This window comes from Agrobacterium sp. NPDC058088 (genome assembly GCF_042885035.1).
Classification (GTDB): Bacteria; Pseudomonadota; Alphaproteobacteria; order Rhizobiales; family Rhizobiaceae; genus Agrobacterium.
This window is the reverse complement of sequence record NZ_JBHVSU010000017.1, coordinates 1-23,502: the sequence shown is the minus strand read 5'-3', so window position 1 is coordinate 23,502 and position 23,502 is coordinate 1. Positions and strand designations below refer to the sequence as shown.

Genomic DNA, 23,502 nt, shown 5'->3' with positions numbered 1-23,502 from the left:
TCAATCTCTTTGCTTCAGACGATCAGCAGATCGCGATCGATTGTGCCGAGCGCGCGATAACCTGTCTCGGTGATGACGATCGTTTCGCTGACGCCCACCGTGAACCGGCCATAGATGCGAAGCGCCGGCGGCAGGTGGAAGGTCATGCCAGGTTGCAGCTCGGTTTTAACACCGGCATTGAGACTGAGGATTGCCCCCTCGCCCCAATCCGGCGCAAAGGAAATGCCGACGCTGTATCCCAGGCGCTTCTTGAAGTTTTCGGTATAGCCGGCGCGGTCTATTACCTTCTGGCAGGCGATATGCGGTACTTCGCAGGCCTCGCCCGGACGAATGGCATCAAGCGAGACCTGCAGCGCCTCCTGGCAGACCTTCATCATGTCGGCAGCTTCCTTGGGCGGTTCGCCGATCCAGGCGGAGCGCATCAGCGCCGCGTGGTAACGGTCGTGGCAGGCCGCCATTTCAAGAAATGCCGGATCGCCTGCCGCAATCGCCCGGCGCCGCCAGGTGCCATGCGGCACGCCGGTGCGCGGGCCGACCGACACAAGCGGCTCCATGCCGAGATATTCAGAACCGGCAGCGATGGCAGAGCCCATCATTGCGGCAACAAGATCGTTCTCGGTGGCGCCGACGCCAACGGCCGCAAGGCCTGCGCGCATGCCCTCATCCACATAGGCTGCGGCCTTCTCGAGCTTTGCCACTTCCAGCGGCGACTTGACGGCACGAAATTTTTCGATGACGCCGGCGCCATCTCCGATCGCGCCAAGGCGCGCCTGTAGAGCCTCATAAACGGCGATTGGCAGGAACCAGCCACGCTTGTCGATGGCAATGCGCTTGGAGGCGAGGCCACGGTTCTCAATCAGCTTCACCAAGAGGCCGATTGGGTCCTCACCATCCTGATAGACGACGGCATCCGAAATGAAGGTGTTGGCGATGAAGTTGAAATATTCGAGCTGACGGATCAGGAATACCGGATCGCCATCCGCAGGCAGGATCAACGCCTGGAACGTGTAATAACCGGGTGTCTGCTGCCCTGTCAGATAAAAGATGTTTTCCGGCCCGGTGACCACAAGCGCGTCGAGGCCAGCGGCTGCAAGCCCTTCACGGGCGAGCGCCTGACGGCGCGCATATTCTTCCCTCGGAAAAGCGGATTCCTGTCCCTGGATGATATCGCTGGGAATGTTCATGCTTCAAACTCCTTGACGAGATGCGCCTTCGACGCATCGAATTCCAAACCCAAACCGGCGTGAGCAGGGCCTTCGACGCCGCCATCCCGGTAGACCAGTCCGCTCGCAGCATCGTTCTCCAGCCCATCCGCGCCATAGAGTTCGGCGAAGCGGGGGCCGGTCGCACAACTCAGATGCAGTGCGGCCGCCGTCGCGACCGCGCCCTCGTTCATCTGCCCGACCATGAAGGGAATGTTTGCCTCCGCAAGCCGCTTTGCTGCGGCAAAGCTGGCGGCGATACCGCCGAGTTTGACGAGCTTGAGGTGTGCCCAAAGCCGGCCTCCGGCAGCCACGATGGCGTCCATATCCGCCGATGTGGCGACACTTTCGTCAAGCATCAGCGGCAGAGGGCTTGCCTCGGCGAGACGGTTCAGCATGTCCCAATCACCGAGGGCAACCGGCTGCTCGACATAGGAGAGCCCGAAACGCGTCAACACCCGCAAATTTTCAACTGCTTCCGCCTCGCCCCACGACCCGTTGGCGTCGATCGCCAGCTTGACGGCGTCGCCAAACCGGAGACGTAGCGCTGCAATGCGTGCCACGTCCTCGGCGAAGTCACCGCCGCCGACGCGGACTTTCAGATCGCAAAAACCGCGCGCGACATAGGCGTCGGCCTGCGCCAAAAACCGTTCGGTCGAGGATATGAACAGGGTCTGGTTGGTGTGATAACGCACGACCGAAGCGGCACCGCCGCCAAGCATGGTTGAGACCGTCACGCCGCTTTCCCGCGCGATCAGATCGTGGAGAGCGATATCGACGAGCATGCGAACCGGCGCAATGACACCCTTCTGCAATGCCAGTTCGGCCTGCATCGCTGCCGGTTCCAGCGACCAGTCAACGTCACCCAAAAAACTCAAGGTCTTTTCAAGGCATAGCTCCGGGCTGATGCGATTGAGGTATGCAATATTGATGCGGACTTCGCCGATACCCGTGTGCGGGCCATGCTCAAGCATGAGATAGAGCGTGTCGAGCCCGTCGACCGGGCCAGAGGACGCTGTGTGAAGGAGAAGCCCGCCGCCATATCGCAGCTGTGCTCTGTGAAGGGAGGCTTTCATGGGTTTGGCCGCAGCATCTTTCTCGCAACATCGCGATAGATGACGCTACAGGTGATGAATTCGTCCAGCGGCACAAATTCGTCCGCCTTATGAGCAACGGACAGGCTGCCCGGTCCGATGACCGTTCCCTGGGCTCCGAGCGCGCGAAAGTGAACGAGATCACATCCGCCCTGGAACCCGAAGGGGCCGGGATCGGCTGTGCCATTCTCCTTGCAGGAAGTCAGACTCGCAAGAACAACGGGGTGATCGGCGGCCGTTTCCGTGGCGCTACCGGTTGTCGCCTTGTAATCCACGATCTCAGCTTTCACGCCGAAACGATCTTGAGCGTCCTTCAGCAGTGCTGCAAACTCCTGCTTGACCGCATCCTCGTCTTCTCCCGGCACCATACGTCGATCGAGCAGCAGATCGCAGGAGCCGGGAAGCACGTTGTCCGCATGGCCACCGGAAATGCGCGTGACCGTCAAACTCGCTTCGCCGACAAGCGGATGCGTCCGCTTGCGCACGACCTCATTGTGATAGGCGTCTATCAAGGTCAGAAGCTGGCCGGCGCGGTAGATGGCGTTGTCGCCAAGATGCGGTGTGCCTGAGTGCGCGGTAACGCCATGAACGCGCACGACAGGGCGAAGGCTGCCCTTATGGGCCGAATAGGTCGTATTGGACGTCGGCTCGCCGACTACCGCGAAATCGATCTTCGGTTTTGTCGCGGCGTAATATTTGGCACCCTCACTTGCGATCTCCTCGTCACCGACGAAAACGCCGAGAAGCGTGCCCGACCAGGTGGCGCGGTCTGCCACCAGCATGCGCATCGCTTCGATCATGGCGATTAGCGGCCCCTTGCAGTCGCAGGCGCCGCGACCGAAGAGCTTGCCATCCTCCTCCCGTAGCGTGAACGCGTCGGAGGTCCAACCATCGCCCGCAGGCACCGTGTCCATATGCGTATTGAAGGCGAAGACAGGACCTGGGCCGTTCTCCAGCCTCGCTTCAACGTTGAAGCGTCCCGGCTTGTATTCGGTGAGAGATACCGAGAAGCCCTCCTCCTTCAGCAGTCGCTCGACATAGATGGCGACATCCCCCTCTCCGCCCGGCGGGTTTTCGCTGCGGATGGCGATGATTTCCGCAAGTTCGCGCTTCATGCGTGCGATGTCTGGCTTATTGGTCATGATTGCATGTCACCTAGTGCAGGATCTGGTCGAGAAAGCGTGTGGCCCGCTCGTTGACGGTTCCACCGAAAAAGTCATCACGCGAGGCGTTTTCGATCACCTCGCCGTTTTCCATGAAGACGATCTGGTCTGCCGCGCGCTTGGCAAAACCCATTTCGTGGGTCACCACGATACTGGTCATGCCTTCGCTGCTGAGCTCGGCCATGACATCGAGCACTTCACGGATCATTTCCGGGTCCAGAGCCGACGTCGGCTCGTCATAAAGCATCAGCTTCGGTTTCATGGCGAGCGCGCGGGCAATCGCAATACGCTGCTGCTGCCCGCCGGAAAGCTCGTCGGGGAAGAAATCGGCACGCTCGGGAATACGAACCTTCTTCAGAAGATCCATGGCAATATCATGTGCATCGCTGCGGCTCATGCCGAGGACCTTCATGGGTGCAAGCATGATGTTCTCGATGGCGGTGAGATGCTGGAAAAGCTCGAAATTCTGAAACACCATGCCGATCTGCCGGCGGATTTCGGCAGCGCGACGCAATTCGCGGGCAATGTCATTACCCTCGAAGAAAATGTTGCCGTCATCTGCGGGCTCTAGCAGATTGATGCAGCGCAGCAAGGTCGACTTGCCGGAACCGGACGGGCCGATAATCACCATGGTTTCCCGGCTTCGGACATTGAGACTGCAAGCCTTTAAAATCTGCAGATCGCCGAAGCTCTTGTTGATCCCCATGATTTCCAGCAGCGGCTTGTTCTCTGTGAATGTCATCGCGTTTTCCATTATCGGGCTTCCGCTTTTTCCGTGAGCGCAGTCAGGCGCTCCATCCAGGAGACAGCACGTTTCTTCCCGCGCGGCCTTTTACGATCAAGCGCTCGCTCAAGGAGGTACTGCAAGCCCATGAAAATGGTGGTGAGTGCCAGATAATAGATGCCGGCGGCGGTCAGCGCTTCGAAATACTTGAAGTTGGAACTTGCGGTCTGGTTTGCGACGAGAAGCAGTTCCTCCACCGCTACCACTGACACGAGCGCACTCGTCTTCAGCATCCCGATCATCTGGTTTCCCGTTGGCGGCAATACGATACGAGCAGCCTGCGGAATGACGATGTAGCGCATGACGGCAAAGCGGCTCATGCCAAGGGCAAGACCCGCCGTCCTCTGGCCTTTTTTGACGGCCTGAAGACCAGAACGAATGATCTCCGCCATATAGGCACCTTCGTTGAGCGACAGCGCAATAACGGCACTGACGAAGGCCGACAGCATGATGCCGAAACTCGGCAGCACGTTGTAGATGAAAATGATCTGGAACAGGACTGGCGTGCCGCGGAATATCCACAAATAGACAAGCGTGAATATCTTTAGCGGCTTTAAGCGGGACTCCTGCAGCAACGCAACGATGAGGCCGGTTATCATTCCGAAGAACAACGACGTCACGGTAATGATGAGGGTCAGCAGCGCGCCGTGGAAGAAAGCGGGTGAAAAGACATAGTCGAAGACCAGATCAAGTGACATCCCGCTCTCCTTTTCTGTTGTTTATCAGCCGGTTCAGTTGAAGATCGAAACCGTTGCGGGAAGCTTCCACTTCTCGATCAGCGCTTTGTACGAGCCATCAGCAACGATCTCGCCAAGCGCGGCCTTGATGGAAGCCTGAAGGGCCGCATCCCCTTTGCGGGTCGCCATGCCAATGCTAGTGTTGGACTCGAATTCCTCGCCAACCGTTTCATAAACGCCGGGAACGGCGCCCTGCAGTTCGATGGCACCCGGCGTGGAATCGAAAGTCGCATCGGCACGGCCTTGACGCAGGGTCAGCGCGGAGTCCTGCGCCGTTGGGAAGGTCAGCACTTTGACGGCCTCGAGCCCTTTCGCCTTGCAACGTGCATCATCGGCGCGCGCCTGGCTTTCCTGAATGCCACCGAGCGTGACAGAGATCGTCTTTCCGCAAAGGCTGTCGTCTCGACCGGTGATCTTCTTCGGGTTGCCGGCCTGCACGATCACCATATTTCCAATCTTCAGATAGGGAATGAAATCAACCTGCTCGGAGCGTGCCGGATTGATGTACATGGCAGAGTTGATGAGGTCGATGCGGCCGCCGATCAGCGCGGGAATGAGACCCTTGAACTCCATGTTCATCGGCTTTGTCTCGGCCTTCAGCTTCTTGGACAGTGCGGCGATGAGATCGATGTCAAAGCCCGTGAGCTGACCGTCCTTCTGAAATTCGAAGGGAGCAAAGGTCGCGGCGACACCATATGTCAACGCCCCTTTCTCTACCAAGCCGCCGCCCGGAAGCTCGGCAGCAGAGGCAGTGGCAGCCATACCTAACGGCAGGATAAATGCGGCAAATATGTTCTTAAGCATGCGCGTTCCCTTATTATTGTTCAGTCACATTGCATTTTCTGACTACAACAATACAATTCAGAAAAACGATAAGTCAAGCCAGAAAGCAAAATATTAAGCAATTCTGATTTATGCCTATTATTTGCTCACATTGATTATTTTTGCCACATTATCGGTTTTTTCGCCCCATAATTGAGTTTGAACGCTTAATTCAACACGCGATTACCAAGGGGAGATAGACTTTCTCAAAGGAAAGGCTTTTAGTAGGCTACACAAAATCCAGCCTTCACGATTGTACAACATGTCAGATAGCGATACAAAAATCCTCCAGGCAGTGACGACCAACGCACGGCAGAGCAGGCACCGCCTCGCCAACCAGATTCTGGATCTCATTCGCGATGCGAAATTCGAGATCGGCCATCATTTGCGCGAGCAACAATTGGGTGACATGCTCGGGGTCTCGCGCACCCCTGTCAGAGCGGCCCTCAATCTTCTGGCCGAACGCGGGATAGTCGAGGCGAGGAAGAACCAGGGCTTTTTCCTCAAGGCACAACAGGTAGCGCTCCATCGTACCGAGCTTGAAGTGCCGGCGACCGCCGATCAGGATCTCTACGCCCGCATCGTCGAAGACAGACTGTCCGGCGTTCTGGGCGACAGCATCACGCAGGCGGAACTAACCCGGCGCTACAACATCGACCGAACACTTCTGCAACGGACTTTGACACATCTCGTCAATGATGGCCTGCTCTCACGCAATAGCGGCCGCGGCTGGACTTTTCGGCCAACGCTCGATTCACAGGTGGCGCTGCGCGACAGCTACGATTACCGAAGCACACTCGAGCCGGCCGGCCTGCTTCTCAGCAGCTTCAAGTTCGACGCAGGATTGCTTGAGCGTTCGCGGCTGGAACATATTTATCTTGAAGGCCACCCCGATATCGCAAATGTCGATCCACGCCTTCTGTTTGATACGGACGCCCAGTTTCATGAAATGATCGCCGGTTTCAGCGGCAATATTTTCTTTCTTCAGGCCATTCAGCAGCAAAACAGATTAAGGCGTCTACTGGAGTTCGGTGGATACTCCAATCGTCGTCGGGTACGCGATTGGTGCCGCGAACATCTCAGCATTATTGCCGCCATATCAGAGGGTGACAAAAACAAGGCCTCGCAACTGATGCTGAACCATCTAAACGCAGCCAGAGGTGCTGCCCGTCATTATCCAAGAACGGCCCAGGCGCTTTAGGCCCGATAAGTCCCCATTTAGCCCCGCAGCCGACGAACCGCCGCGTACGACCTCCCTCGCGATCGCACCAGAGTGAGAACACTCCGATCTGGTCGGTAGCGGCCGCCAACGAGTCTACCACGCGCCGCTCCCAATCGATCTCAAATAGCCAGACGGAAATGCAGCTTGACAACCGCTTGCTCATGCGAGACTGTACCGATCGGTAAACAGATTACCGTTCGGTACAATTTCATCAATTCAACAAGGAACCAGAGATGTCACGTCCCCCACTCCCCCCCTTCACCCGCGACAGCGCCATCGAAAAGGTTCGGTTGGCTGAGGACGGCTGGAACACCAGAGACGCGGCGAAAGTTGCTCTGGCCTATACGCTCGACACCCGCTGGCGGAACCGCGTTGAGTTCGCGAGCAATCGCGAAGAAGCTCAGGCATTTCTGACACGTAAGTGGAACAAGGAGCACGAATACCGCCTCATAAAGGAGCTTTGGGCTTTCACCGATAACCGCATCGCGGTACGCTACGCGTATGAATATCGTGACGATGGCGGTCAATGGTACCGCGCATATGGTAACGAGAATTGGGAATTCGCAGAGGACGGTCTTATGGCGCACAGACACGCAAGCATCAATGAAATGCCGATTGCTGAAAGCGATCGTCTGTTTCACTGGCCTCTTGGCCGTCGGCCGGATGATCACGCCAGCCTCAGCGATCTGGGCCTCTAATCATGGCCCGCATGGTCGCTGAAAGAGCCGACGCCATAGCCCCGTTGGCCGAAGTTTTCCGCGAACATGGCTACGAGGGCGCAAGCCTTGCCTTGATCGGCAAGGCTACCGGTCTTGGCAAGGGCAGCCTCTACCACTTCTTCCCGAACGGAAAAGAAGAGATGGTGCGGGCTGTTCTCGACGAAATCGGCCAATGGTTCGAGGATGCCGTATATTCCCCATTGCGTAACGAGAGCGATGTTAATGGCGCCATCTGTGCCATGCTCGCCTCCACGGACCAATATTTTCGGTCCGGAAGGCGCGTGTGCCTCGTCGGTGCCTTGGCAGTCGCCAATACGCGTGACCTCTTCGCGAAAGCCATCCGAGGTTATTTCGTAGCTTGGGTGGACGCATTGCAGTCAGCGCTTATTCGGCAGGGCCGTGAAGCCGATCAATCGCGCCTCCTCGCGGAAGAGGCAGTTCTCGCTATCCAAGGAGCAATTATTCTTTCTCGGGCAATGGACGATCCAGCCGTTTTCCAACGGGCTATCGACCAACTCCGGGGACGATTGGTGATCGAAAACGATACCTCTAACTACGAGGGCACAACCGACGTTTCACCGCAAAATGAAGGTCGGCTTGTCTAAGATTAGCGGAGATATCAACACAACGTGGAGTGGCAGGATTTCGGGCAATCCTGCCACTCCACGAGCGGTCAAAGGCCGGCGGGAAGAGTTTCGGCAAAGTGTCCGCAGGGAGACGGGGCAAAATTTTTTCAGCAGAGTCTAGATAAGGCACGCAAAAAGTCGAATGTTCTTTTAAACGCCCTTGGCAAGACTGCCTGCTGGCGCCGAGATTTTGTTTGCGTGCCGTCTGGCCGCTGCCCAGCATCGACAAGAGTGGCCGACGGGAATCGGTCACAACTGGTCTTTCAGCGATCGTGCCCGCCGATTAATTCTTTCTCAATCGACCAATAAATGGTCAAATCCCACAGATGGCCCGGACTGAAAGGCACGATTTCCCGTAAGACTCAACTTGGCATGCCCTTTGCTTATGACTGATTTGACCGTTTTGACTGATTTGACGGTTTGCTCAAAATAGAAAAGGGGAACTCAATGGGTTCAGAATTCAGTCGCCGCCGCTTCCTTCAAGGCTCTGTTGGCGCCGCCGCTGTTGCGGGCTATATGCAGATTAATCCTGACTTCTTCATTTCGTCGGCTTTTGCACAGGCCGGCAAAACTATGACCTTCCTGTCGGCCGAAAACATCACCGGCAACTGGGACCCGACCGCGCACACCACACTGTCGCAGAAGAATATCGAAGGCTTCGTGATGGGTTTCCTGACCCGCACGCCGATGAAGCTCGACGACCCCGGTGCGGTCGTCTACGAACTGGCAACCGACATCAAGCTGCTTGATCCCCACCGCCTGCAGATCAAACTGCGCGACGGCATCGTCTTTCATGACGGCAAGCCCTTCAAGGCGGAAGACGTCAAGGCAACCTTTGAATACGGCTCGCGGGCAGACCGTCCGGCACAGTGGTATCCCGGCCCCACCGAAACCCTAAGCATCGAAACACCTGATGATTTCACCGTCATCGTCGATACATCGAAGGGCGGTTATCCGGCTCACCTCTTCATCTTCCTCGCATCCTTCCTGCCAATTATGTCGGCCAAGGATATCGCAGGCGGCCCCGGTGGTCCGCTCTCACAGCGGCTCAACGGGACCGGCCCGTTCAAGTTTGTCGAGCAGCGCGGCAACGACACTGTGATGGAAGCCTATGATGGCTATTTCAAAGGCAAACCCGCCATTCCCGGTATCAACTTCACCTTCACGGGCGACTCTACCACCCGGATGCTGTCGTTGATGAATGGTCAGGCCTCAATCGTCGAGCGGCTTGAGCCCGAACAGGTGGATTCGATCAAGGACAATCCGGCAATATTCATCAACAAGGTCGTTTCGGTCGAAAACAAGTATCTGTGGTTCCGCTGCTCGAAAGCACCTTTTGACGATCCGCGTATCCGTCTGGCCGCCTGCCACTCGATCGATCGGGACATGATCATGGAATTGATGGGTTCGGCGGGCCACGCCTCATCCAACTTCGTATCGCCGGTTAAGTTCGGCTATGTCGATCTGCCCGACTACCCGAAATTCGACCCGGAAAAGGCACAGGCCCTGCTGGCCGAAGCCGGTTTCCCGAACGGTAAAGGGCTGCCGCCGCTCGAATACATCACCTCCGTCGGCTTCTACCCGAAGACCAAGGAATATGGCGAGATGGTCACGGCCATGTTGCAGGAGCAGGGCTTCAACGTCAGCCTGACCGTACTTGAGCCCGCGGCCTGGAACGAGCAGCTTTATCACCGGCCAGGCGGCGGCCCGGGCCACATGGTCGATTGCGGCTGGTCAACGGCTTCGCCGGAACCGGACCTTGTGCTGCGCACCCATTTCCACTCCACGTCCCACCGCATCTGCGGCATCGAGGACAAGGATATCGATGCCAGCCTCGACAAGGAGCGTTCGGCACCGACTTTGGAGGAACGCAAGAAAATCCTTCAGGAGGAAACCATGCCGCTCATAGCTTCGAAAATGCCGGCGCTCTCCTTGTTCACATCGGTGATGATCCACGCCATGCAGAAGGACTTTGAAGGCATGTACATCTATCCGGACGGATCGATTGATGCCGCCAAACCGGCTGCCTGACGACATTCATCTGCACGCCGCCTTTCCTTTGGAGGCGTGCAGACTTTCACGTAAGTTTCCGAGCGGAGTGGCTGAATGTTTGCCGTGAACTTCCTGATGCGGCGCCTTTTCCAAGGTGTCATCATCATATTCCTCGTCTCCTTGCTGATTTTCACCCTGTTGCGGGTGGTGCCGGGAGATCCGGTGCGCCTAATGGCGGGTGGTATGGCGCCCGAGGCGCTGATCGAGAAGATAGCGACCGATATGGGCCTGCGCGATCCAATCCCCGTGCAATTCGGCAGGTATATGAGCGGCGTCGTTCGCGGCGATCTCGGTCAGTCCTTCGTGCGCCCGGCAAACGGCGCCTCGACAGGCGGAGCGACGTTCAACGACACGACACGCGGCGAGCGCGCAAAAGTCTTCGACCTGATTTTTGACGCCCTGCCGATGACTCTCCAGCTTGCGGCTGTCACACTGGTGATCGCGCTGATCTTTTCTGCAATCGTCGGCATTGCCGGCGGACTGTCGATCGGAAGATGGCCCGACAAGCTGGCATTCTACATTTCCTCGGTCTTCATCTCGCTGCCGAATTTCTGGCTCGGCATCGTTCTAGCTCTGCTCTTTTCAGTAAAGCTCGGCTGGCTGCCTGCGATCGGCTATCAGGGCTTTGCATATACGATCCTGCCCGCCATCGTGCTGGCGGTCGAATTGTCGCCGGTTCTGATCCGCACGCTGGTCAGTTCCGTGTCGGGGCAGATGATGGAGCCTTATGTTTCGGTCGGCCGCGTGCGCGGCCTGAGCAAGGCTCGGATCATTTCCAACCACGCGCTGCGCAACGCCTCGGTACCGTTGCTCAATCTGCTTGGCGTGCAGTTCTCAGGGCTGCTCGGCGGTGTCATTATCGTCGAATACATCTTCGATTATCCGGGACTTGGTCTTCTAACGATCAACGCCGTGCTGCAGCGCGACTTTCCGCTGATCCAGGGCATTGCGATCGTTACCAGTGCGATCTTCGTTCTGATCAACATCATCGTCGATCTCGTCGCAACCACCATCGATCCGAGGCTGGAATACTGATGTCCATCACATCCGCACTCGACACACCACTACTGTCTAAAGCAGCAAGCCGCTCGATTGCACGGCGCATCTTCGACCGCGCCGCCTCGACGCCCGGCTTTCGTATCGGCGTGGCAATCTTCCTCCTGCTGGCGATCTCAGCTGCTCTTTATCCTGAAATCAGCGGTATCGACCCCACCAAGATGGATGTGAAAGCGCGCCTCCTGCCCCCGCTTTTCATCGGAGAGAACTGGAGCTGGCTCCATCCGCTTGGCACTGACCAGATCGGTCGCGACATGCTGGTTCGCTCGCTTGTCGGCCTGCGTTACTCTTTCCTGATCGGTATCGCCTCGGTTGCGGTGACGCTCATCGTCGGATGCGCCCTAGGAACCATCGCCGGATATTTCGGCGGTCGCATAGACATGCTGATCATGCGTCTCACCGACGCACAGCTTTCGATACCGATGATCATTCTTGCAATCGCCGTCCTCGGCGTCTCACGCCCGACAATTCCAGCTATTGTTCTTGTCCTTGGTCTGTCGAGCTGGCCTGTCTATGCGCGCATCATGCGCAGTATCGTCATGACAGAGAGACAACGGGAATATGTGCGCGCCGCAAAGCTGGGTGGCTCGACCGATGCTCGCATAATCATCGGCTTGCTTCTGCCGCTGCTGCTCCCGCCCGTGATCTTCACCTCCGTGTTAGACGTAGCCCGAATGATGATTTTTGAATCGACCCTCGGCTTCCTGGGCCTGGGCGTCCAGCCGCCGACTCCCACCTTCGGCAATATCATCGCGGATGGACGGAAGTACCTTCTCAATGCCTGGTGGATCGCCACCATGCCAGGCGTGTTCCTCGGCCTGACGTTGACCAGCATCAATCTCATCGGCGCCTCTCTGGAGCGTGCCCGAAACACCGTTCACGGAGGGTCAGAGTGATGAGCCAGCCGCTTCTTCAACTCAGGAATGTCACTGTTGCTGCCAGACGCGGTGCCCAGCCGAAGATCATTCTCGATGATATATCTTTCAGCATCGCACCGCGCGAAATCGTTGGCGTCGTCGGCGCCAGCGGTGCTGGCAAGACGGTTCTGTCAAAAGCCGTCGTCAACTGGCTGGAAGCCCCACTCGCCCTGCAATCCGGTAGCGTGCTCTTCGAAGGCAAGGATATTTACGGCATCCCAGAGAGCGAGATGCGCGTCTTGCGCAGGCGTATCGCCTATGTTGGCGCCAACCCGATGGGTGCCCTCGATCCAACTCTACCGGTCGGCTCTCAGATCGTGGAGAAACTGCGTGCCGTCGTGCCGGGCACCTCCCGGCAAGAAGCGGAAAAAAGAACAATCGAGTTACTTGAGGCGGTACGAATTCCATCTGCCCGCAGCCGTTTCAGCGACTACCCGTCGCAGTTTTCCGGTGGCATGATGCAACGTGCCCTGATCGTCGATGCTCTGGTTACCAATCCCGCGCTTCTCATCGCAGACAACGTGACTCAACCGCTCGACGTCACTGTTGCCGCTCAAGTCATTCGTCTGATGAAGGAACTGACTTCGAGCTTCGACACGGCCGTCTTGTTCGTCTCCTCTTCCCTGCCGGTTGCCCGCGAAGCCTGCGACCGCATGCTGGTGATGGAAGAAGGCCGCATCATCGAAGAGCAAGAGACCGAACAGCTGATCGCGGCGCCTGCCCACGCCTACACGAAGGACCTTGTTCAGCAGACGCCGAAGATCTGGATTGAGAAAAGCGAGATCCCACGGCTGAACGACAAGCGCGAAACTGTATTGAGTTTGCGCGACGCGTCACAAATCTACAAGGTTAGAAAGAAAACAGGCTTTGGCGGCTTCAATCACGTCCGTGCCGTCAGAAACGTCACCTTTGATGTCCGTCGTGGTGATAGTTTTGCGATCGTCGGTGAATCCGGTTGTGGCAAATCCACCCTGATGAGGCTTCTCAGCCGGCTGGAATTGCCGAGTTCCGGTCAGGTCCTGTGTGGTGATAATGATATTGCGACCCTGAGCGGCAAGGGCCTCCTTTCGTTCCGCAAGAAGCTTCAGATGGTTCTGCAGGACCCCTTCGGCTCGCTTCCGCCCCGCACGTCTGTCGGCAAGATGCTTGAGGGCCCGCTTCGCACTCACGGGTGGAAAGACAGCGCCAAGATTCGCGAACGCGTACTCAAGGTTATGCGCGAAGTCGGCCTCTCCATCGATCTCTATGAAGAGCTGCCGATAGGGCTGAGTGCCGGCCAGCGGCAGCGGATCAATGTCGCCCGCGCACTCGTGCTGGAGCCGGAAATTCTCATCATGGACGAGACGTTATCTGCACTCGACCAGACGGAGCAATTCAAGCTGCTCGATCTTTTTCAAAAGCTGCAGAAAGAATACGACCTCACCTACATCTTCATCTCCCACGACCTCGCGATGGTCCGCAAGGTTTGTAACCGGGTCGCTGTGATGTACCTCGGCGAGGTCTTCGAACTGGCCGACAATGAGCGATTGTTCTTCGATCCTGGCCACCCCTATACCATGGCGCTTTTAAGCGCGATGCCGACGCTTGAGAAACGCCGCTACCAGCCGGAAGATTGCCTTCTCGAAGGCGAGCCGCCAAGTCCGATCGACATTCCCACCGGTTGCAGCTTCAAGTCGCGCTGTCCGCATGCGATGGAGAAATGTGGCACCCTTCAGCCTGCACTGACTGTAAGAGGCAGCCAGGACTTCGCCGCCTGTCATCTGGTACCGTCACTCGCCGGCGGTGATATGCAAACACCTCAAATGGCTTCGGCCTGAACGTGGTCGCGTGCCCGGCCATGTGGTTCCGACCGTCGCTAGCATCCAGGGAATATTCATGAGTTTCACGGAACATCGCCTCAAGCTAATCCTCGACACGCTGAAACAGACCCAGCGCGTCAACGTGAAGGAACTCTCCGAGCATCTGCATGTCAGTCAGGAATCGATCCGGCGTGATCTGAAGGAACTGGAGGCACGCGGTTATGCCCGCCGGGTCTATGGTGGAGCAGTTCTCGACCAGCAGGAAAGCGACCAGCCATTTACCGAGCGTCTGCGCGTCGCATCTCGCGAAAAGGCACGGATCGGCGAAGCAGCAGCTGCCCTGGTCGAAGACGGGATGAAGGTGTTCATCGATACCGGTACGACGACTCTTGCATGCCTGAAACATCTCGAAAGCCGCAAGGATATCACCGTCGTCAGCAATTCTCTGGCTGTCGCCGCCCACTTTTTCCACCTGCCGCAGGCGAGCGTCCGCGTTCTCGGGGGGCGTATGCGGCCCGAATACCAGGCGACTTACGGACATGAAACCGTTGCCGCACTGAAAGAGCATTTCTTCGACCTCGCCATCATCGCCATTAGCGCCATCCATTCCGAGCGGGGCTTTATGGACTTCGGTGAAGACGAGGCCGTCTTGCGCCGCGTTGCCAAGGCGCAGGCAAAACGCTCGGTGGTCGTTGCCGACAGCTCGAAATTCGGCCGCCTCGGCTCCATTCACACCTTTGGCCTCCATGACATCGATGCGGTCGTAACCAGTGGTGTGGTGGCCCGGGAATTCTCGGAACAATTCAATCAATCAAACGTGGAAATCATACATGCCTGACGCTGCTTCCTCACCTGCCCCAATCAATCCCAATCGCCTTCAGGCGCTGATGGAGGCTGTGTCCACCTTTGGAGGTGGTCCCGACGGATCGATGACACGCCTTACACTGTCCAGAGAAGACGGTATGGCGCGCGATTGGCTCGGCCGCTGGTTTGCCGATAACGGTTTCACGCAGTCCATCGATGCCATTGGCAACCAATTCGGCAAGATGACGCTGGCTGGCGCCAATGCTCCGGTGATCATGGTTGGTTCGCATATTGATAGTCAGCCGAACGGCGGGCGCTTCGATGGCGCGCTTGGCGTGATAGCGGGCTGCGAAGCGGTTCTCGCCGTGACCGAGCGCCTCAAGGCTGAAGGCCGGCTTTCTGCCTGCAACTTTCAGATCGTCAACTGGACGAACGAGGAAGGCGCACGTTTCCAGCCCAGCCTCCTGGGTAGCAGTGTTTTTGCCGGGGCAACGGAACTCGAATGGGCGCTCGACAGGGCCGACGGGGACGGCATTACCGTGCGCCAGTCGCTGGAAGAAATCGGTTATGCGGGAAAAGACAAAGTGGAGATCCCCGACGCCCTGATCGAGCTTCATATCGAGGGAGACACGACCCTCAGCAATGCCGGCGAGCGGTTCGGTGTTTTCACGCGCTTCTGGGGCGCCACGAAATATCGACTCGCTTTCCTCGGCCGTCAGGCCCACACGGGCGCCACGCCGATGGCAGACCGGAAGGATGCGTTGCTTGCTGCCGCCTATCTGATCGCCGACCTTAAACAACTTTCGACCGAGCATGGCCTCGACTTGCATACTTCGGTCGGGCGACTTGAAGTCTTTCCCAATTCACCAAATGTGGTGCCCGCCGAAGCCGTGCTGTTCATTGAATTGCGATCAGGGTCGCCGGACGTTCTGGCAGATGCCGAGCGCAAGATGAAAATCAAGATTGACGAGGCCGCGTTAAAGGCCGGAGTAACCTCCGAAGTACGCTCGATCGACCGCCGCAAGGCTGGGAAATTCGCGCCTGGACTAGTTGCTCTTGCTGAAAGTGCAGCAGCAAATCTCGGATTGAGCGCTCGCCACCTCGATACGATCGGTGGCCATGACTCGGTTGCGATGTCAGCAGTTTGCCCGGCGGTTGTACTTGCGGTGCACAGCCGAGACGGCGTCATCCATCATCCAACTGAATATACCTCCCCGGAAGACCAGGCCGTTGGCACGCAGATCCTTGCCGACATGCTCTACCGGATCGCCTGCGAAGGCCTGCAGGCCGCAGAACTCGTCGAGGCTGCCGAATGAAAATAGTCGGATCGCCGCAGAACCCGCTGGAAGAACGCGCGGAGAACTCACTTCTTGCGTTTTCTGACGTGGTCGGGAACCGACCGGCCTATTCTCGGTCAACGGCTCCTGTCGCATCGCCGTCTTACCATGCCGTCGAGTCCAGCGGCTTTGCAGTGGCAAGCGCTGAAGGGGAAGCGCGATATTTCCTTCGCCTTGGTGCTGATGAAGTCGCTGATCTGGTCGACGGCGAGTTGGCGTTTGCTGCCGCAACCCGTTTTCACCAACTCGGCTTCTCACCTGAGCCCATCGCTTACGACACCAAGACACGCGCAACGCTTTTTTCCCTGCTTGCAAACGGCTGGCGGACGGCCAAGATCGACGATCTCATGCAGCCGACAAGGGCCGCCCGACTGATTGAAATACAGACAACGATCGCAGCCGGTGCGCCCTTCGGTCAAAGTTGGTCGGTCTTTGAAGGGATAGACGAGCTTTGGGCGATTGTCTCCGCTGGCGATGCAGATCTGCCCGGTGATGCTGAGTGGATGCTGTCATGGATGAAGCCAATCCGCGAGGCAGTGACGGCGGCAGGTGTCGATGTGAAACCGGCCCACGGGGATCCGCAGACGTCGAATGTCATACTTGGCCCCGACGGTTCTTTGCAACTCGTCGATTTCGACATGGCAGCCGACATCGACCCCTATTATCAGCTCGGCGTGCTGATGAACGAACTTTTCCAGTTCGAGAGCGAGATGAAGCCGCTACTGGAAATGCACGATGGCGCATTCACCGAAAAGGCCTTCAGTCGCTGCCGGGTCTATGCTGCGGCGGACGACCTCTATTGGGCTTTACGAAGCCTCGTGCTTGAGCTTCGGTCACCACCGAAGGGTGTCGAATTTCTGAAACATGCCGGCTGGCGCTTCCTGCGCTGCCGAATGCTGCTTGGCCATCCAGACTTCGAAGCCAGGCTGCGAACACTCTAGGTCGACACTTAAAACAACGGGCTAAAAACGATAACGGGAACAAGCCTATGAACGAACTGGGAATGGCACGATCAGATGCCGAGAGGGCGCTGGAAGCCGCAATCATCCAGGTTAAACCGTGGGAAGGCAGGCGATTGCGCTACCGTCCGGTTTCCGGAGGCATCAGCAACACCAATTTTCGCATAGAGGTAGAAGGTGACGACCTCGGGTATTTTCTGAAAATCCCTGGCCGCGGCACGGAGATGTTCATCGACCGCAAGGCTGCGGCTGCGGCGAGCAAGCAGGCCGAGGCAATCGGCGTCGGGCCGAAGACGTTCGATTATCTCGATCACCTCGATATCGAAATCGCTGAATTTATAGACGGCCGCCGCGCCTCGACCCATAAGGATTTCGCCGACACGGCGATCAGAAACGAGGCGGTGCGTGTGTACCGGCAGTTTCACGATGCCCCTGCGCTGCCGCTGACAAAAACCGTGTTCGACATGATTGACGAGCATTTTGATCAGGTAAGAGCACTTAGCGGCCACTGGCCACTCGACCACGACTGGCTGTTTCGCTCCTATAAGAGCGCGCGCGCAGCACTTGAGGCTTCCGGGCTTGATCTCGTTCCGTGCTTCAACGATCCCATGCCGGGAAATTTCCTGATTGGTGACGACAAGTCCATCAAGCTTATCGATTTCGAATATGCCTCGAACAACGAACGTCTCTACGATCTGGCGATCTGGAGCGGCGAAATGTTCTATTCGGAGGACATCGACTGCGAAATCATCGAGGAATATTTCGGTTTCTACAACAAGGCGTCTCATGCCCGCTTTATCGTGCACAAGGCGTTGGCCGACATCAAGTGGAGCACATGGGCGATGGTGCAGAACCGGATTTCGACGCTTGATTTCGACTTTTACAAATACGGGATATGGAAACACATGCGCGCCCGCTCGATCATCCATGATCCTCGCTGGCCCCTTTTCCTGAAAGCGCTCTGATGACCACCGACGATATCCATTTGCAAGAGGCAGCGCCTTACCTCGCCTTTGCCGAAGCGCTTGCCGACGCCGCACGCCCGCTGGCGCTATCCTATTTCAGGACGCCACTGGACGTCATCTCGAAACTCGACGACAGCCCGGTCACGATAGCCGACCGTACAATCGAGAAACATCTTCGCGAGATGATCGAGGCGCGTTTTCCAGACCATGGGATTTACGGTGAGGAGTTTGGCGTCAAGCAAGGCGACGACTTTACATGGGTGCTCGACCCGATCGACGGCACAAAGAGCTTTATCACAGGCTTTCCATTGTTTGGCACGCTCATCTCACTAGCGTATCAGGGCAAACCGTACTGTGGCGTAGTCGATATTCCCGCAACCGGCGAGCGGTGGCTGGGAAAGCCGGGAGGAACAACATTTGCCGGAAAACCGGCACGAACCAGCAGCAACGAAAATCTCTCTGACGCTCGGTTCTATACGACATCACCCGACATGTTCGATGGTGCCGAGATCGATTGCTTCGAGCGTCTGTCCAGGGCAACCAAGCTGCGACGCTTCGGCGGTGATTGCTATATTTACGGCCTCCTCGCATCGGGCCATTGCGAGATCGCGCTCGAAACGGGTCTGCAACCTTATGACTACATGGCGCTCGTGCCGATCGTGACCGGCGCTGGCGGTTCAATCACCGACTGGCAGGGCAACGCGCTGTCATTTCATTCGGATGGCCGCGTTTTGGCGTCGGCCAACGCAAAACTCCATGATGATGCCCTCACACTCCTCAACCGGTAAGCCATTCCATGCCCCACACGATGACGATCGAGAAAACTGTATTTCGTTTTGACGACCTGAGGGACCTCATGGCGAAGGCGACGCCGGAGCGCTCCGGCGACCAGCTCGCGGGAATCGCCGCCGAAGGTCCGGTCGAGAGGCTTGCCGCACAGATAGCGCTGGCCGATCTGCCGCTCAAGGCATTTCTGGGCGAAGAACTGATTTCGTCCGACGAAGATGAGGTGTCACGGCTCATCACTGAACGGCATGATTCGGCAGCGTTTGCACCGGTCTCTTCACTTACCGTAGGGGAATTTCGCGAGTGGCTGCTACGTCCCGAGACAACGCAGCACCAGCTGGAGGCGGTGACGTGGGGCCTCACCCCGGAAATGGTTGCCGCGGTATCAAAAATCATGCGGCTTCAGGATATGATCGCTGTCTCGGCCAAGCGCCATGTCGTTACACGTTTCCGAAACACCTTGGGGCTCGCTGGCCGGCTTTCGACTCGAAATCAGCCAAATCATCCGACAGATGACAGCCGCGGTATCATCGCCTCTGCGATCGATGGTCTCCTCATGGGATCCGGGGATGCTGTCATCGGTGTCAATCCCGCAACCGATGCAACAGATGATTATATTCGCATCGTCTCACTTCTCGACGAATTGCGGGAGAAGCTGGCGATCCCCACGCAGACCTGCTGCCTTGGTCATGTCACAACGGCGATGCAGGCAATGGAAAGATCCGCGCCTGTCGACCTGGTCTTCCAGTCTGTGGCCGGCTCGGAGAAAGCCAACCGCGGTTTTGGCATCGACCTTGCCTTGCTCAAGGAAGCACATGAAGCCGCACGATCACTCAAACGCAGCCCACCGGGCGCCAACCTCATGTATTTTGAAACAGGTCAGGGCGCGGCGCTTTCCGCCGACGCCCATTTCGGCGTCGACCAGCAGACGATGGAAACACGCGCCTATGCGGTTGCCCGCGAATTCGAGCCGCTGCTTGTGAATACGGTTGTCGGCTTCATCGGACCCGAATATCTCTTCAACGGCAAGCAGATTATCAGAGCCGGCATTGAAGACCATTTCTGCGGAAAGCTCCTTGGCCTGCCGATGGGAGTGGACGTTTGTTACACAAATCACGCTGACGCCGATCAGGAGGATATGGACACGCTGCTTACCCTGCTTTGCGCGGCGAATGTCAACTTCGTCATCACAGTTCCCGGCGCAGACGACATCATGCTCAACTACCAGTCTCTTTCCCATCACGACGCAGTCTATTGCCGTGAGACCCTGAAGCGTCCACCTGCCCCGGAGTTCGAGAAATGGTTGTTTGATATCGGGCTGACAGATCGCCACGGTGCCATGGCTGGAGAGCCTATTGCGCTGTCCAATTATGTCCGAAACAGCGAATTGATCGGAGCCTGAGGTGGTAGAAACGCTTAAACCAGCACCCAACGATAAAACACTGAACCTGAAGGACATGACCGATGCGCGTGTTTCGCTTGGCCGCCATGGCGCGGGCCTTCCGACGCGTGCACAGCTCGCCTTTCTTCTTGACCACGCGCGGGCGCGTGAAGCGGTCTGGACAAGCGTCGACCGACCCTCGCTGGCAAACAGGCTCAATCGCCTTGGTCTTTCGGTTGTCAACGTTGAGAGCATGGCGCGTGACCGCATCATCTATGTGCGGCGGCCTGATCTCGGACGGCAGCTTTCGGCGGAATCCGCGGTTCGTCTCAAACAGAAATGGACGGGCGAAGGCTACGATGTCGCAATCATCGTCGCGGACGGCCTTTCGTCCAGTGCGGTTGAGCTTAATGCGGTTCCTTTGATCGAGGCGCTCGTTCCGAGGCTGGAATCTCTTAAGCTGACGGCTGCGCCGATTATTCTCGCCAACCAGGCGCGAGTCGCCATTGGCGATCCTGTCGGTGAGGCGTTGGAAGCCAAACTGACGATCGTGCTCGTGGGAGAACGTCCGGGACTTTCCGCCGCCGATAGTCTCGGTGCCTATATCACCTACGGCCCGACGTCGGGAAACCCGGATTCCAACCGCAACTGTGTCTCCAATATCCGGGATGGCGGTTTGTCCGCCACCGAAGCTGCTGAGATTATTTCCACCCTTATAAGAGATATGATGGGCACCCGCGTCAGTGGCGTAGGCCTCAAGGCTGCCATCGCGGCGCTTCTTGGAAACCAGAACTGTTCTGCCAAAAATAAGGTAGATAATTGAACCTGTGACGCCGTTGGATCCAAATGTTATCGATCAACCGATTGTACGAAGACATGCAGACTGCGCCCTCATTGCTATGCGTGGGCGACGAGTTTTGTTTCATGCACTGTGTCATGGCACTTGAGCATGAAGATATCGCGCGCAGCAGTGATATTTTCTTCAAAATTCTGGACCAGCTCGAGGAATCCCATACTGTAGGGTGGGGCCATGCTTCCGAGGATCCCGATGCCATGAAGACATTCGAACGGTTTGCCTCATATTTGGAAGATCTTGTGGTGCATATTCCTTAACAGAAGGAGTGGCTCAACGCCGCGGCGGAAAACTTCCGGCTCTGATGGCTAACGGATGGCGAGGATACACATCGGCTATCGTTCTGAAACCCGCGATCAGGCATGCTGGATGAACAGCCAACCAAGTATGGATAATCCGATGGCAAGAACTGTGATACTAGGTCCTGAATACGATCCGCACCTACTCGCGACCGTTAAGAAAGTTTTGCGACAGCTTGGTGCTTCCGTCGAAAGTCGGAATTGGTCCATCGCTGGGTCCCAGGAAATTGAGACCGTTCAGGCGCAATTGGCCGGGCAGGAAATCACTATAGAGGCGGAAACCTATATTGGCCTTTCCATCACTGGCGATGAGCTCACGATCGGTGAAATCTCTGAGCGGGTGAGGCAGACCACGCAATCTACCCCAACCTGATCCTCTCCGCATGAGCGTCAACTCAGGAAACCCGCAGGCGCATGCCGCCGCGGATTTCCTGGTCATTTATCTTGATGTTTCTTTGTAGACATCAGCCAATAGCGCCGGTGTCGGCGCGCAGCTCTGGTAAGCCTCCGGTGAAGGCCACAGGTCAGGCAGCTTGAGCGTTGACGGTCGGCGGCGTCCAATTCCACGGAAGCAACTGCTCCAGCCTGGTAATCGGCGTGTCGGCGATGCGGGCAAGAACGTCGGCAAGCCACGCCTGCGGATCGATGTCGTTGAGCTTGGCACTCATGATCAGCGTGGCCATGAAGGCGGCACGGTCAGCGCCACGATCTGATCCGGCGAAGAGCCAGGACTTCCTGCCGAGCGCGAAGCCTCGCAGGGCTCGCTCGGCGGCGTTGTTCGTCAGACAAATCCGGCCGTCGTCCAGGAATGACGTGAAGCCGTCCCATCGCTTGAGCATATAATCGATGGCCTCGGCGACCGGAGAACTGCGTGAGAGTTTTGCCCGCTCGGTTTGAAGCCAGGCTTGCAGATCATCGATGAGCGGCAGGCTTTCCTTGCGGCGACGTTCCAGGCGTTGATCGGCCGTAAACCCGTTGATCTCCCGCTCGATATCAAACAGGCCGTCGATCCGTTTGACGGCTTCGAGCGCCATAGGCGAGATCGGCGCGGCGTTCTTTCCACGCTTGACGTTTGCGGAAACGTCGGCGAGCACGAAGAACTTGCGCCGCGCGTGTGCCCAACAAAACGCTTGTCTCAGCGGATTTGGATCGCGATCAACCTTGAACAGCGGATTGTAGCCGCCATAAGCGTCCGCCTGCAGAATGCCGGTGAAGGTCTTCAGGTGGCGTTCTGGATGCTCCTGCCGCCGATCTCGCGAGGCATAGTAAAGGGCCGCCGGCGGGGAGAGCCCTCCGAACGGCCGATCGTCCCGGACATAGGTCCAGATGCGGCCAGTATCCGTCTTTCCCTTCGCCAGGATCGGCACAGTCGTGTCATCGCCATGCAGACGTTCGGAGCCAAGGACATGCGCCTCGATCAGGGAGTGAATGGGCTTCAACGCCGCGGCGCATGCTCCAACTTGATCTGCCAGCGTCGACAAGCTGAGGTCGACGCCCTCGCGGGCATAGCGCTCGCTCTGGCGGTTGAGCGGCTGGTGCTGGGCGAACTTCTCGAACAGGATCATCGCCAGCAGGTTCGGTCCTGCAAAACCGCGGGGCGTCACATGGAAGGGTGCTGGTGGCTGCGTGATCTTCTCACACTCGCGGCAGGTAAACTTCTCCCGCACCGTCTGGATGACTTTCCACTGACGCGGGATGACCTCCAGGGTCTCGGTAATGTCCTCACCGAGCTTCGACAGTTTGGCCGATCCGCAGCAGGCGCAATTGGCGGGAGCAGCGATGACGACGCGCTCGCGTGGCAGGTGTTCGGGAAAGGGCTTACGTGATGGGCGCCTGCGCTCAAAGGCTTTGACGGTTGAGGCTTTGGCTGCGATCTCCGCCGCTAGTTCATCCTCACCGGCGTCCGCTTCCAACTCCTCGAGTTG

23 protein-coding genes are annotated in these 23,502 nt (G+C 57.5%); 16 read left to right on the top strand and 7 right to left on the bottom strand.

Features of this window, described 5'->3' with window-relative positions; translation table 11 throughout:
- Nucleotides 1-14 precede the first annotated feature (14 nt).
- The 6 genes from ACFVTJ_RS24560 to ACFVTJ_RS24535 are packed head-to-tail and all read right to left on the bottom strand — an operon-like array spanning nucleotide 15 to nucleotide 5,784.
- Entirely contained in the window at nucleotides 15-1,184 is a 1,170-nt protein-coding gene (locus tag ACFVTJ_RS24560; RefSeq protein ID WP_386911141.1) for a M24 family metallopeptidase, read from the bottom strand.
- Nucleotides 1,181-2,278, bottom strand: coding sequence for a mandelate racemase/muconate lactonizing enzyme family protein (locus ACFVTJ_RS24555; protein WP_386911140.1), 1,098 nt, complete (start codon nucleotides 2,276-2,278; stop codon nucleotides 1,181-1,183). The genes ACFVTJ_RS24560 and ACFVTJ_RS24555 overlap by 4 nt, the downstream gene beginning before the upstream one ends.
- A complete protein-coding gene (locus tag ACFVTJ_RS24550; RefSeq protein WP_386911139.1) occupies nucleotides 2,275-3,438 on the bottom strand; it encodes a M20 family metallopeptidase in 1,164 nt (387 codons plus the stop codon). Before ACFVTJ_RS24550 ends, ACFVTJ_RS24555 begins: the two co-directional genes overlap by 4 nt.
- A 13-nt stretch (nucleotides 3,439-3,451) precedes the next feature.
- The gene (locus ACFVTJ_RS24545; protein WP_386911138.1) at nucleotides 3,452-4,201 is read right to left on the bottom strand and encodes an amino acid ABC transporter ATP-binding protein; all 750 of its coding nucleotides are present in this window, start codon (nucleotides 4,199-4,201) and stop codon (nucleotides 3,452-3,454) included.
- Nucleotides 4,202-4,212: 11 nt separating this feature from the next.
- Nucleotides 4,213-4,941 carry an amino acid ABC transporter permease gene (locus ACFVTJ_RS24540; RefSeq protein ID WP_386911137.1) on the bottom strand — a complete coding sequence of 243 codons (729 nt, stop codon included), beginning with the start codon at nucleotides 4,939-4,941 and terminating at the stop codon, nucleotides 4,213-4,215.
- Between the two features lie 33 nt (nucleotides 4,942-4,974).
- On the bottom strand, nucleotides 4,975-5,784 hold the full coding sequence (locus ACFVTJ_RS24535) for an ABC transporter substrate-binding protein (protein WP_386911136.1): 810 nt from the start codon (nucleotides 5,782-5,784) through the stop codon (nucleotides 4,975-4,977).
- Between the two features lie 280 nt (nucleotides 5,785-6,064).
- On the opposite strand from ACFVTJ_RS24535, the gene ACFVTJ_RS24530 reads away from it, so the two are divergent.
- The 16 genes from ACFVTJ_RS24530 to ACFVTJ_RS24455 all read left to right on the top strand — a co-directional run bounded on the left by ACFVTJ_RS24530 (nucleotide 6,065) and on the right by ACFVTJ_RS24455 (nucleotide 21,950).
- A complete protein-coding gene (locus tag ACFVTJ_RS24530; RefSeq protein ID WP_386911135.1) occupies nucleotides 6,065-7,003 on the top strand; it encodes a GntR family transcriptional regulator in 939 nt (312 codons plus the stop codon).
- A 254-nt stretch (nucleotides 7,004-7,257) separates the two neighbouring features.
- Entirely contained in the window at nucleotides 7,258-7,722 is a 465-nt protein-coding gene (locus tag ACFVTJ_RS24525; RefSeq protein ID WP_386911134.1) for a DUF1348 family protein, read from the top strand.
- A gap of 2 nt (nucleotides 7,723-7,724) precedes the next feature.
- The gene (locus ACFVTJ_RS24520; protein ID WP_386911133.1) at nucleotides 7,725-8,348 is read left to right on the top strand and encodes a TetR/AcrR family transcriptional regulator; all 624 of its coding nucleotides are present in this window, start codon (nucleotides 7,725-7,727) and stop codon (nucleotides 8,346-8,348) included.
- 468 nt (nucleotides 8,349-8,816) lie between these two features.
- Nucleotides 8,817-10,400 (top strand): ABC transporter substrate-binding protein, encoded by a 1,584-nt coding sequence (locus ACFVTJ_RS24515; protein WP_386911132.1) that lies wholly within the window; start codon nucleotides 8,817-8,819, stop codon nucleotides 10,398-10,400.
- A 75-nt stretch (nucleotides 10,401-10,475) separates the two neighbouring features.
- Complete coding sequence (locus ACFVTJ_RS24510) at nucleotides 10,476-11,456, top strand: ABC transporter permease (RefSeq protein ID WP_006700551.1); 981 nt, start codon at nucleotides 10,476-10,478, stop codon at nucleotides 11,454-11,456.
- On the top strand, nucleotides 11,456-12,373 hold the full coding sequence (locus ACFVTJ_RS24505) for an ABC transporter permease (RefSeq protein WP_386911131.1): 918 nt from the start codon (nucleotides 11,456-11,458) through the stop codon (nucleotides 12,371-12,373). The genes ACFVTJ_RS24510 and ACFVTJ_RS24505 overlap by 1 nt, the downstream gene beginning before the upstream one ends.
- Entirely contained in the window at nucleotides 12,373-14,211 is a 1,839-nt protein-coding gene (locus ACFVTJ_RS24500) for a dipeptide ABC transporter ATP-binding protein (RefSeq protein ID WP_386911130.1), read from the top strand. The genes ACFVTJ_RS24505 and ACFVTJ_RS24500 overlap by 1 nt, the downstream gene beginning before the upstream one ends.
- Before the next feature lie 58 nt (nucleotides 14,212-14,269).
- Nucleotides 14,270-15,031 (top strand): DeoR/GlpR family DNA-binding transcription regulator, encoded by a 762-nt coding sequence (locus ACFVTJ_RS24495; RefSeq protein WP_386911129.1) that lies wholly within the window; start codon nucleotides 14,270-14,272, stop codon nucleotides 15,029-15,031.
- The gene (locus ACFVTJ_RS24490) at nucleotides 15,024-16,313 is read left to right on the top strand and encodes a Zn-dependent hydrolase (RefSeq protein WP_386911128.1); all 1,290 of its coding nucleotides are present in this window, start codon (nucleotides 15,024-15,026) and stop codon (nucleotides 16,311-16,313) included. The genes ACFVTJ_RS24495 and ACFVTJ_RS24490 overlap by 8 nt, the downstream gene beginning before the upstream one ends.
- Complete coding sequence (locus ACFVTJ_RS24485) at nucleotides 16,310-17,275, top strand: phosphotransferase (protein WP_386911127.1); 966 nt, start codon at nucleotides 16,310-16,312, stop codon at nucleotides 17,273-17,275. Before ACFVTJ_RS24490 ends, ACFVTJ_RS24485 begins: the two co-directional genes overlap by 4 nt.
- A gap of 47 nt (nucleotides 17,276-17,322) precedes the next feature.
- On the top strand, nucleotides 17,323-18,258 hold the full coding sequence (locus ACFVTJ_RS24480) for a phosphotransferase (protein ID WP_386911126.1): 936 nt from the start codon (nucleotides 17,323-17,325) through the stop codon (nucleotides 18,256-18,258).
- Nucleotides 18,258-19,046, top strand: coding sequence for a histidinol-phosphatase (gene hisN / locus ACFVTJ_RS24475; protein WP_386911125.1), 789 nt, complete (start codon nucleotides 18,258-18,260; stop codon nucleotides 19,044-19,046). The genes ACFVTJ_RS24480 and hisN overlap by 1 nt, the downstream gene beginning before the upstream one ends.
- A gap of 8 nt (nucleotides 19,047-19,054) precedes the next feature.
- Nucleotides 19,055-20,446 (top strand): ethanolamine ammonia-lyase subunit EutB, encoded by a 1,392-nt coding sequence (locus ACFVTJ_RS24470; RefSeq protein ID WP_386911124.1) that lies wholly within the window; start codon nucleotides 19,055-19,057, stop codon nucleotides 20,444-20,446.
- A 1-nt stretch (nucleotide 20,447) separates the two neighbouring features.
- Complete coding sequence (eutC, locus tag ACFVTJ_RS24465) at nucleotides 20,448-21,248, top strand: ethanolamine ammonia-lyase subunit EutC (protein WP_386911123.1); 801 nt, start codon at nucleotides 20,448-20,450, stop codon at nucleotides 21,246-21,248.
- A gap of 53 nt (nucleotides 21,249-21,301) precedes the next feature.
- Nucleotides 21,302-21,538, top strand: coding sequence for a hypothetical protein (locus ACFVTJ_RS24460; protein WP_386911122.1), 237 nt, complete (start codon nucleotides 21,302-21,304; stop codon nucleotides 21,536-21,538).
- Nucleotides 21,539-21,677: 139 nt separating this feature from the next.
- Complete coding sequence (locus tag ACFVTJ_RS24455) at nucleotides 21,678-21,950, top strand: hypothetical protein (protein ID WP_386911121.1); 273 nt, start codon at nucleotides 21,678-21,680, stop codon at nucleotides 21,948-21,950.
- A gap of 151 nt (nucleotides 21,951-22,101) precedes the next feature.
- Here the strand turns inward: ACFVTJ_RS24455 and tnpC are convergent.
- Nucleotides 22,102-23,502, bottom strand: a 1,401-nt coding sequence (gene tnpC, locus ACFVTJ_RS24450; protein ID WP_386911120.1) for an IS66 family transposase, incomplete at its 5' end; no start/stop codon positions are given.

What these genes read in the sequence shown, in the direction of transcription:
- ACFVTJ_RS24560 (WP_386911141.1), bottom strand. Translation starts at nt 1,184, where the DNA reads ATGAACATTCCCAGCGATATCATCCAGGGACAGGAATCCGCTTTTCCG.
- ACFVTJ_RS24555 (WP_386911140.1), bottom strand. Translation starts at nt 2,278, where the DNA reads ATGAAAGCCTCCCTTCACAGAGCACAGCTGCGATATGGCGGCGGGCTT.
- ACFVTJ_RS24550 (WP_386911139.1), bottom strand. Translation starts at nt 3,438, where the DNA reads ATGACCAATAAGCCAGACATCGCACGCATGAAGCGCGAACTTGCGGAA.
- ACFVTJ_RS24545 (WP_386911138.1), bottom strand. Translation starts at nt 4,201, where the DNA reads ATGACATTCACAGAGAACAAGCCGCTGCTGGAAATCATGGGGATCAAC.
- ACFVTJ_RS24540 (WP_386911137.1), bottom strand. Translation starts at nt 4,941, where the DNA reads ATGTCACTTGATCTGGTCTTCGACTATGTCTTTTCACCCGCTTTCTTC.
- ACFVTJ_RS24535 (WP_386911136.1), bottom strand. Translation starts at nt 5,784, where the DNA reads ATGCTTAAGAACATATTTGCCGCATTTATCCTGCCGTTAGGTATGGCT.
- ACFVTJ_RS24530 (WP_386911135.1), top strand. Translation starts at nt 6,065, where the DNA reads ATGTCAGATAGCGATACAAAAATCCTCCAGGCAGTGACGACCAACGCA.
- ACFVTJ_RS24525 (WP_386911134.1), top strand. Translation starts at nt 7,258, where the DNA reads ATGTCACGTCCCCCACTCCCCCCCTTCACCCGCGACAGCGCCATCGAA.
- ACFVTJ_RS24520 (WP_386911133.1), top strand. Translation starts at nt 7,725, where the DNA reads ATGGCCCGCATGGTCGCTGAAAGAGCCGACGCCATAGCCCCGTTGGCC.
- ACFVTJ_RS24515 (WP_386911132.1), top strand. Translation starts at nt 8,817, where the DNA reads ATGGGTTCAGAATTCAGTCGCCGCCGCTTCCTTCAAGGCTCTGTTGGC.
- ACFVTJ_RS24510 (WP_006700551.1), top strand. Translation starts at nt 10,476, where the DNA reads ATGTTTGCCGTGAACTTCCTGATGCGGCGCCTTTTCCAAGGTGTCATC.
- ACFVTJ_RS24505 (WP_386911131.1), top strand. Translation starts at nt 11,456, where the DNA reads ATGTCCATCACATCCGCACTCGACACACCACTACTGTCTAAAGCAGCA.
- ACFVTJ_RS24500 (WP_386911130.1), top strand. Translation starts at nt 12,373, where the DNA reads ATGAGCCAGCCGCTTCTTCAACTCAGGAATGTCACTGTTGCTGCCAGA.
- ACFVTJ_RS24495 (WP_386911129.1), top strand. Translation starts at nt 14,270, where the DNA reads ATGAGTTTCACGGAACATCGCCTCAAGCTAATCCTCGACACGCTGAAA.
- ACFVTJ_RS24490 (WP_386911128.1), top strand. Translation starts at nt 15,024, where the DNA reads ATGCCTGACGCTGCTTCCTCACCTGCCCCAATCAATCCCAATCGCCTT.
- ACFVTJ_RS24485 (WP_386911127.1), top strand. Translation starts at nt 16,310, where the DNA reads ATGAAAATAGTCGGATCGCCGCAGAACCCGCTGGAAGAACGCGCGGAG.
- ACFVTJ_RS24480 (WP_386911126.1), top strand. Translation starts at nt 17,323, where the DNA reads ATGAACGAACTGGGAATGGCACGATCAGATGCCGAGAGGGCGCTGGAA.
- hisN (WP_386911125.1), top strand. Translation starts at nt 18,258, where the DNA reads ATGACCACCGACGATATCCATTTGCAAGAGGCAGCGCCTTACCTCGCC.
- ACFVTJ_RS24470 (WP_386911124.1), top strand. Translation starts at nt 19,055, where the DNA reads ATGCCCCACACGATGACGATCGAGAAAACTGTATTTCGTTTTGACGAC.
- ACFVTJ_RS24460 (WP_386911122.1), top strand. Translation starts at nt 21,302, where the DNA reads ATGCAGACTGCGCCCTCATTGCTATGCGTGGGCGACGAGTTTTGTTTC.
- ACFVTJ_RS24455 (WP_386911121.1), top strand. Translation starts at nt 21,678, where the DNA reads ATGGCAAGAACTGTGATACTAGGTCCTGAATACGATCCGCACCTACTC.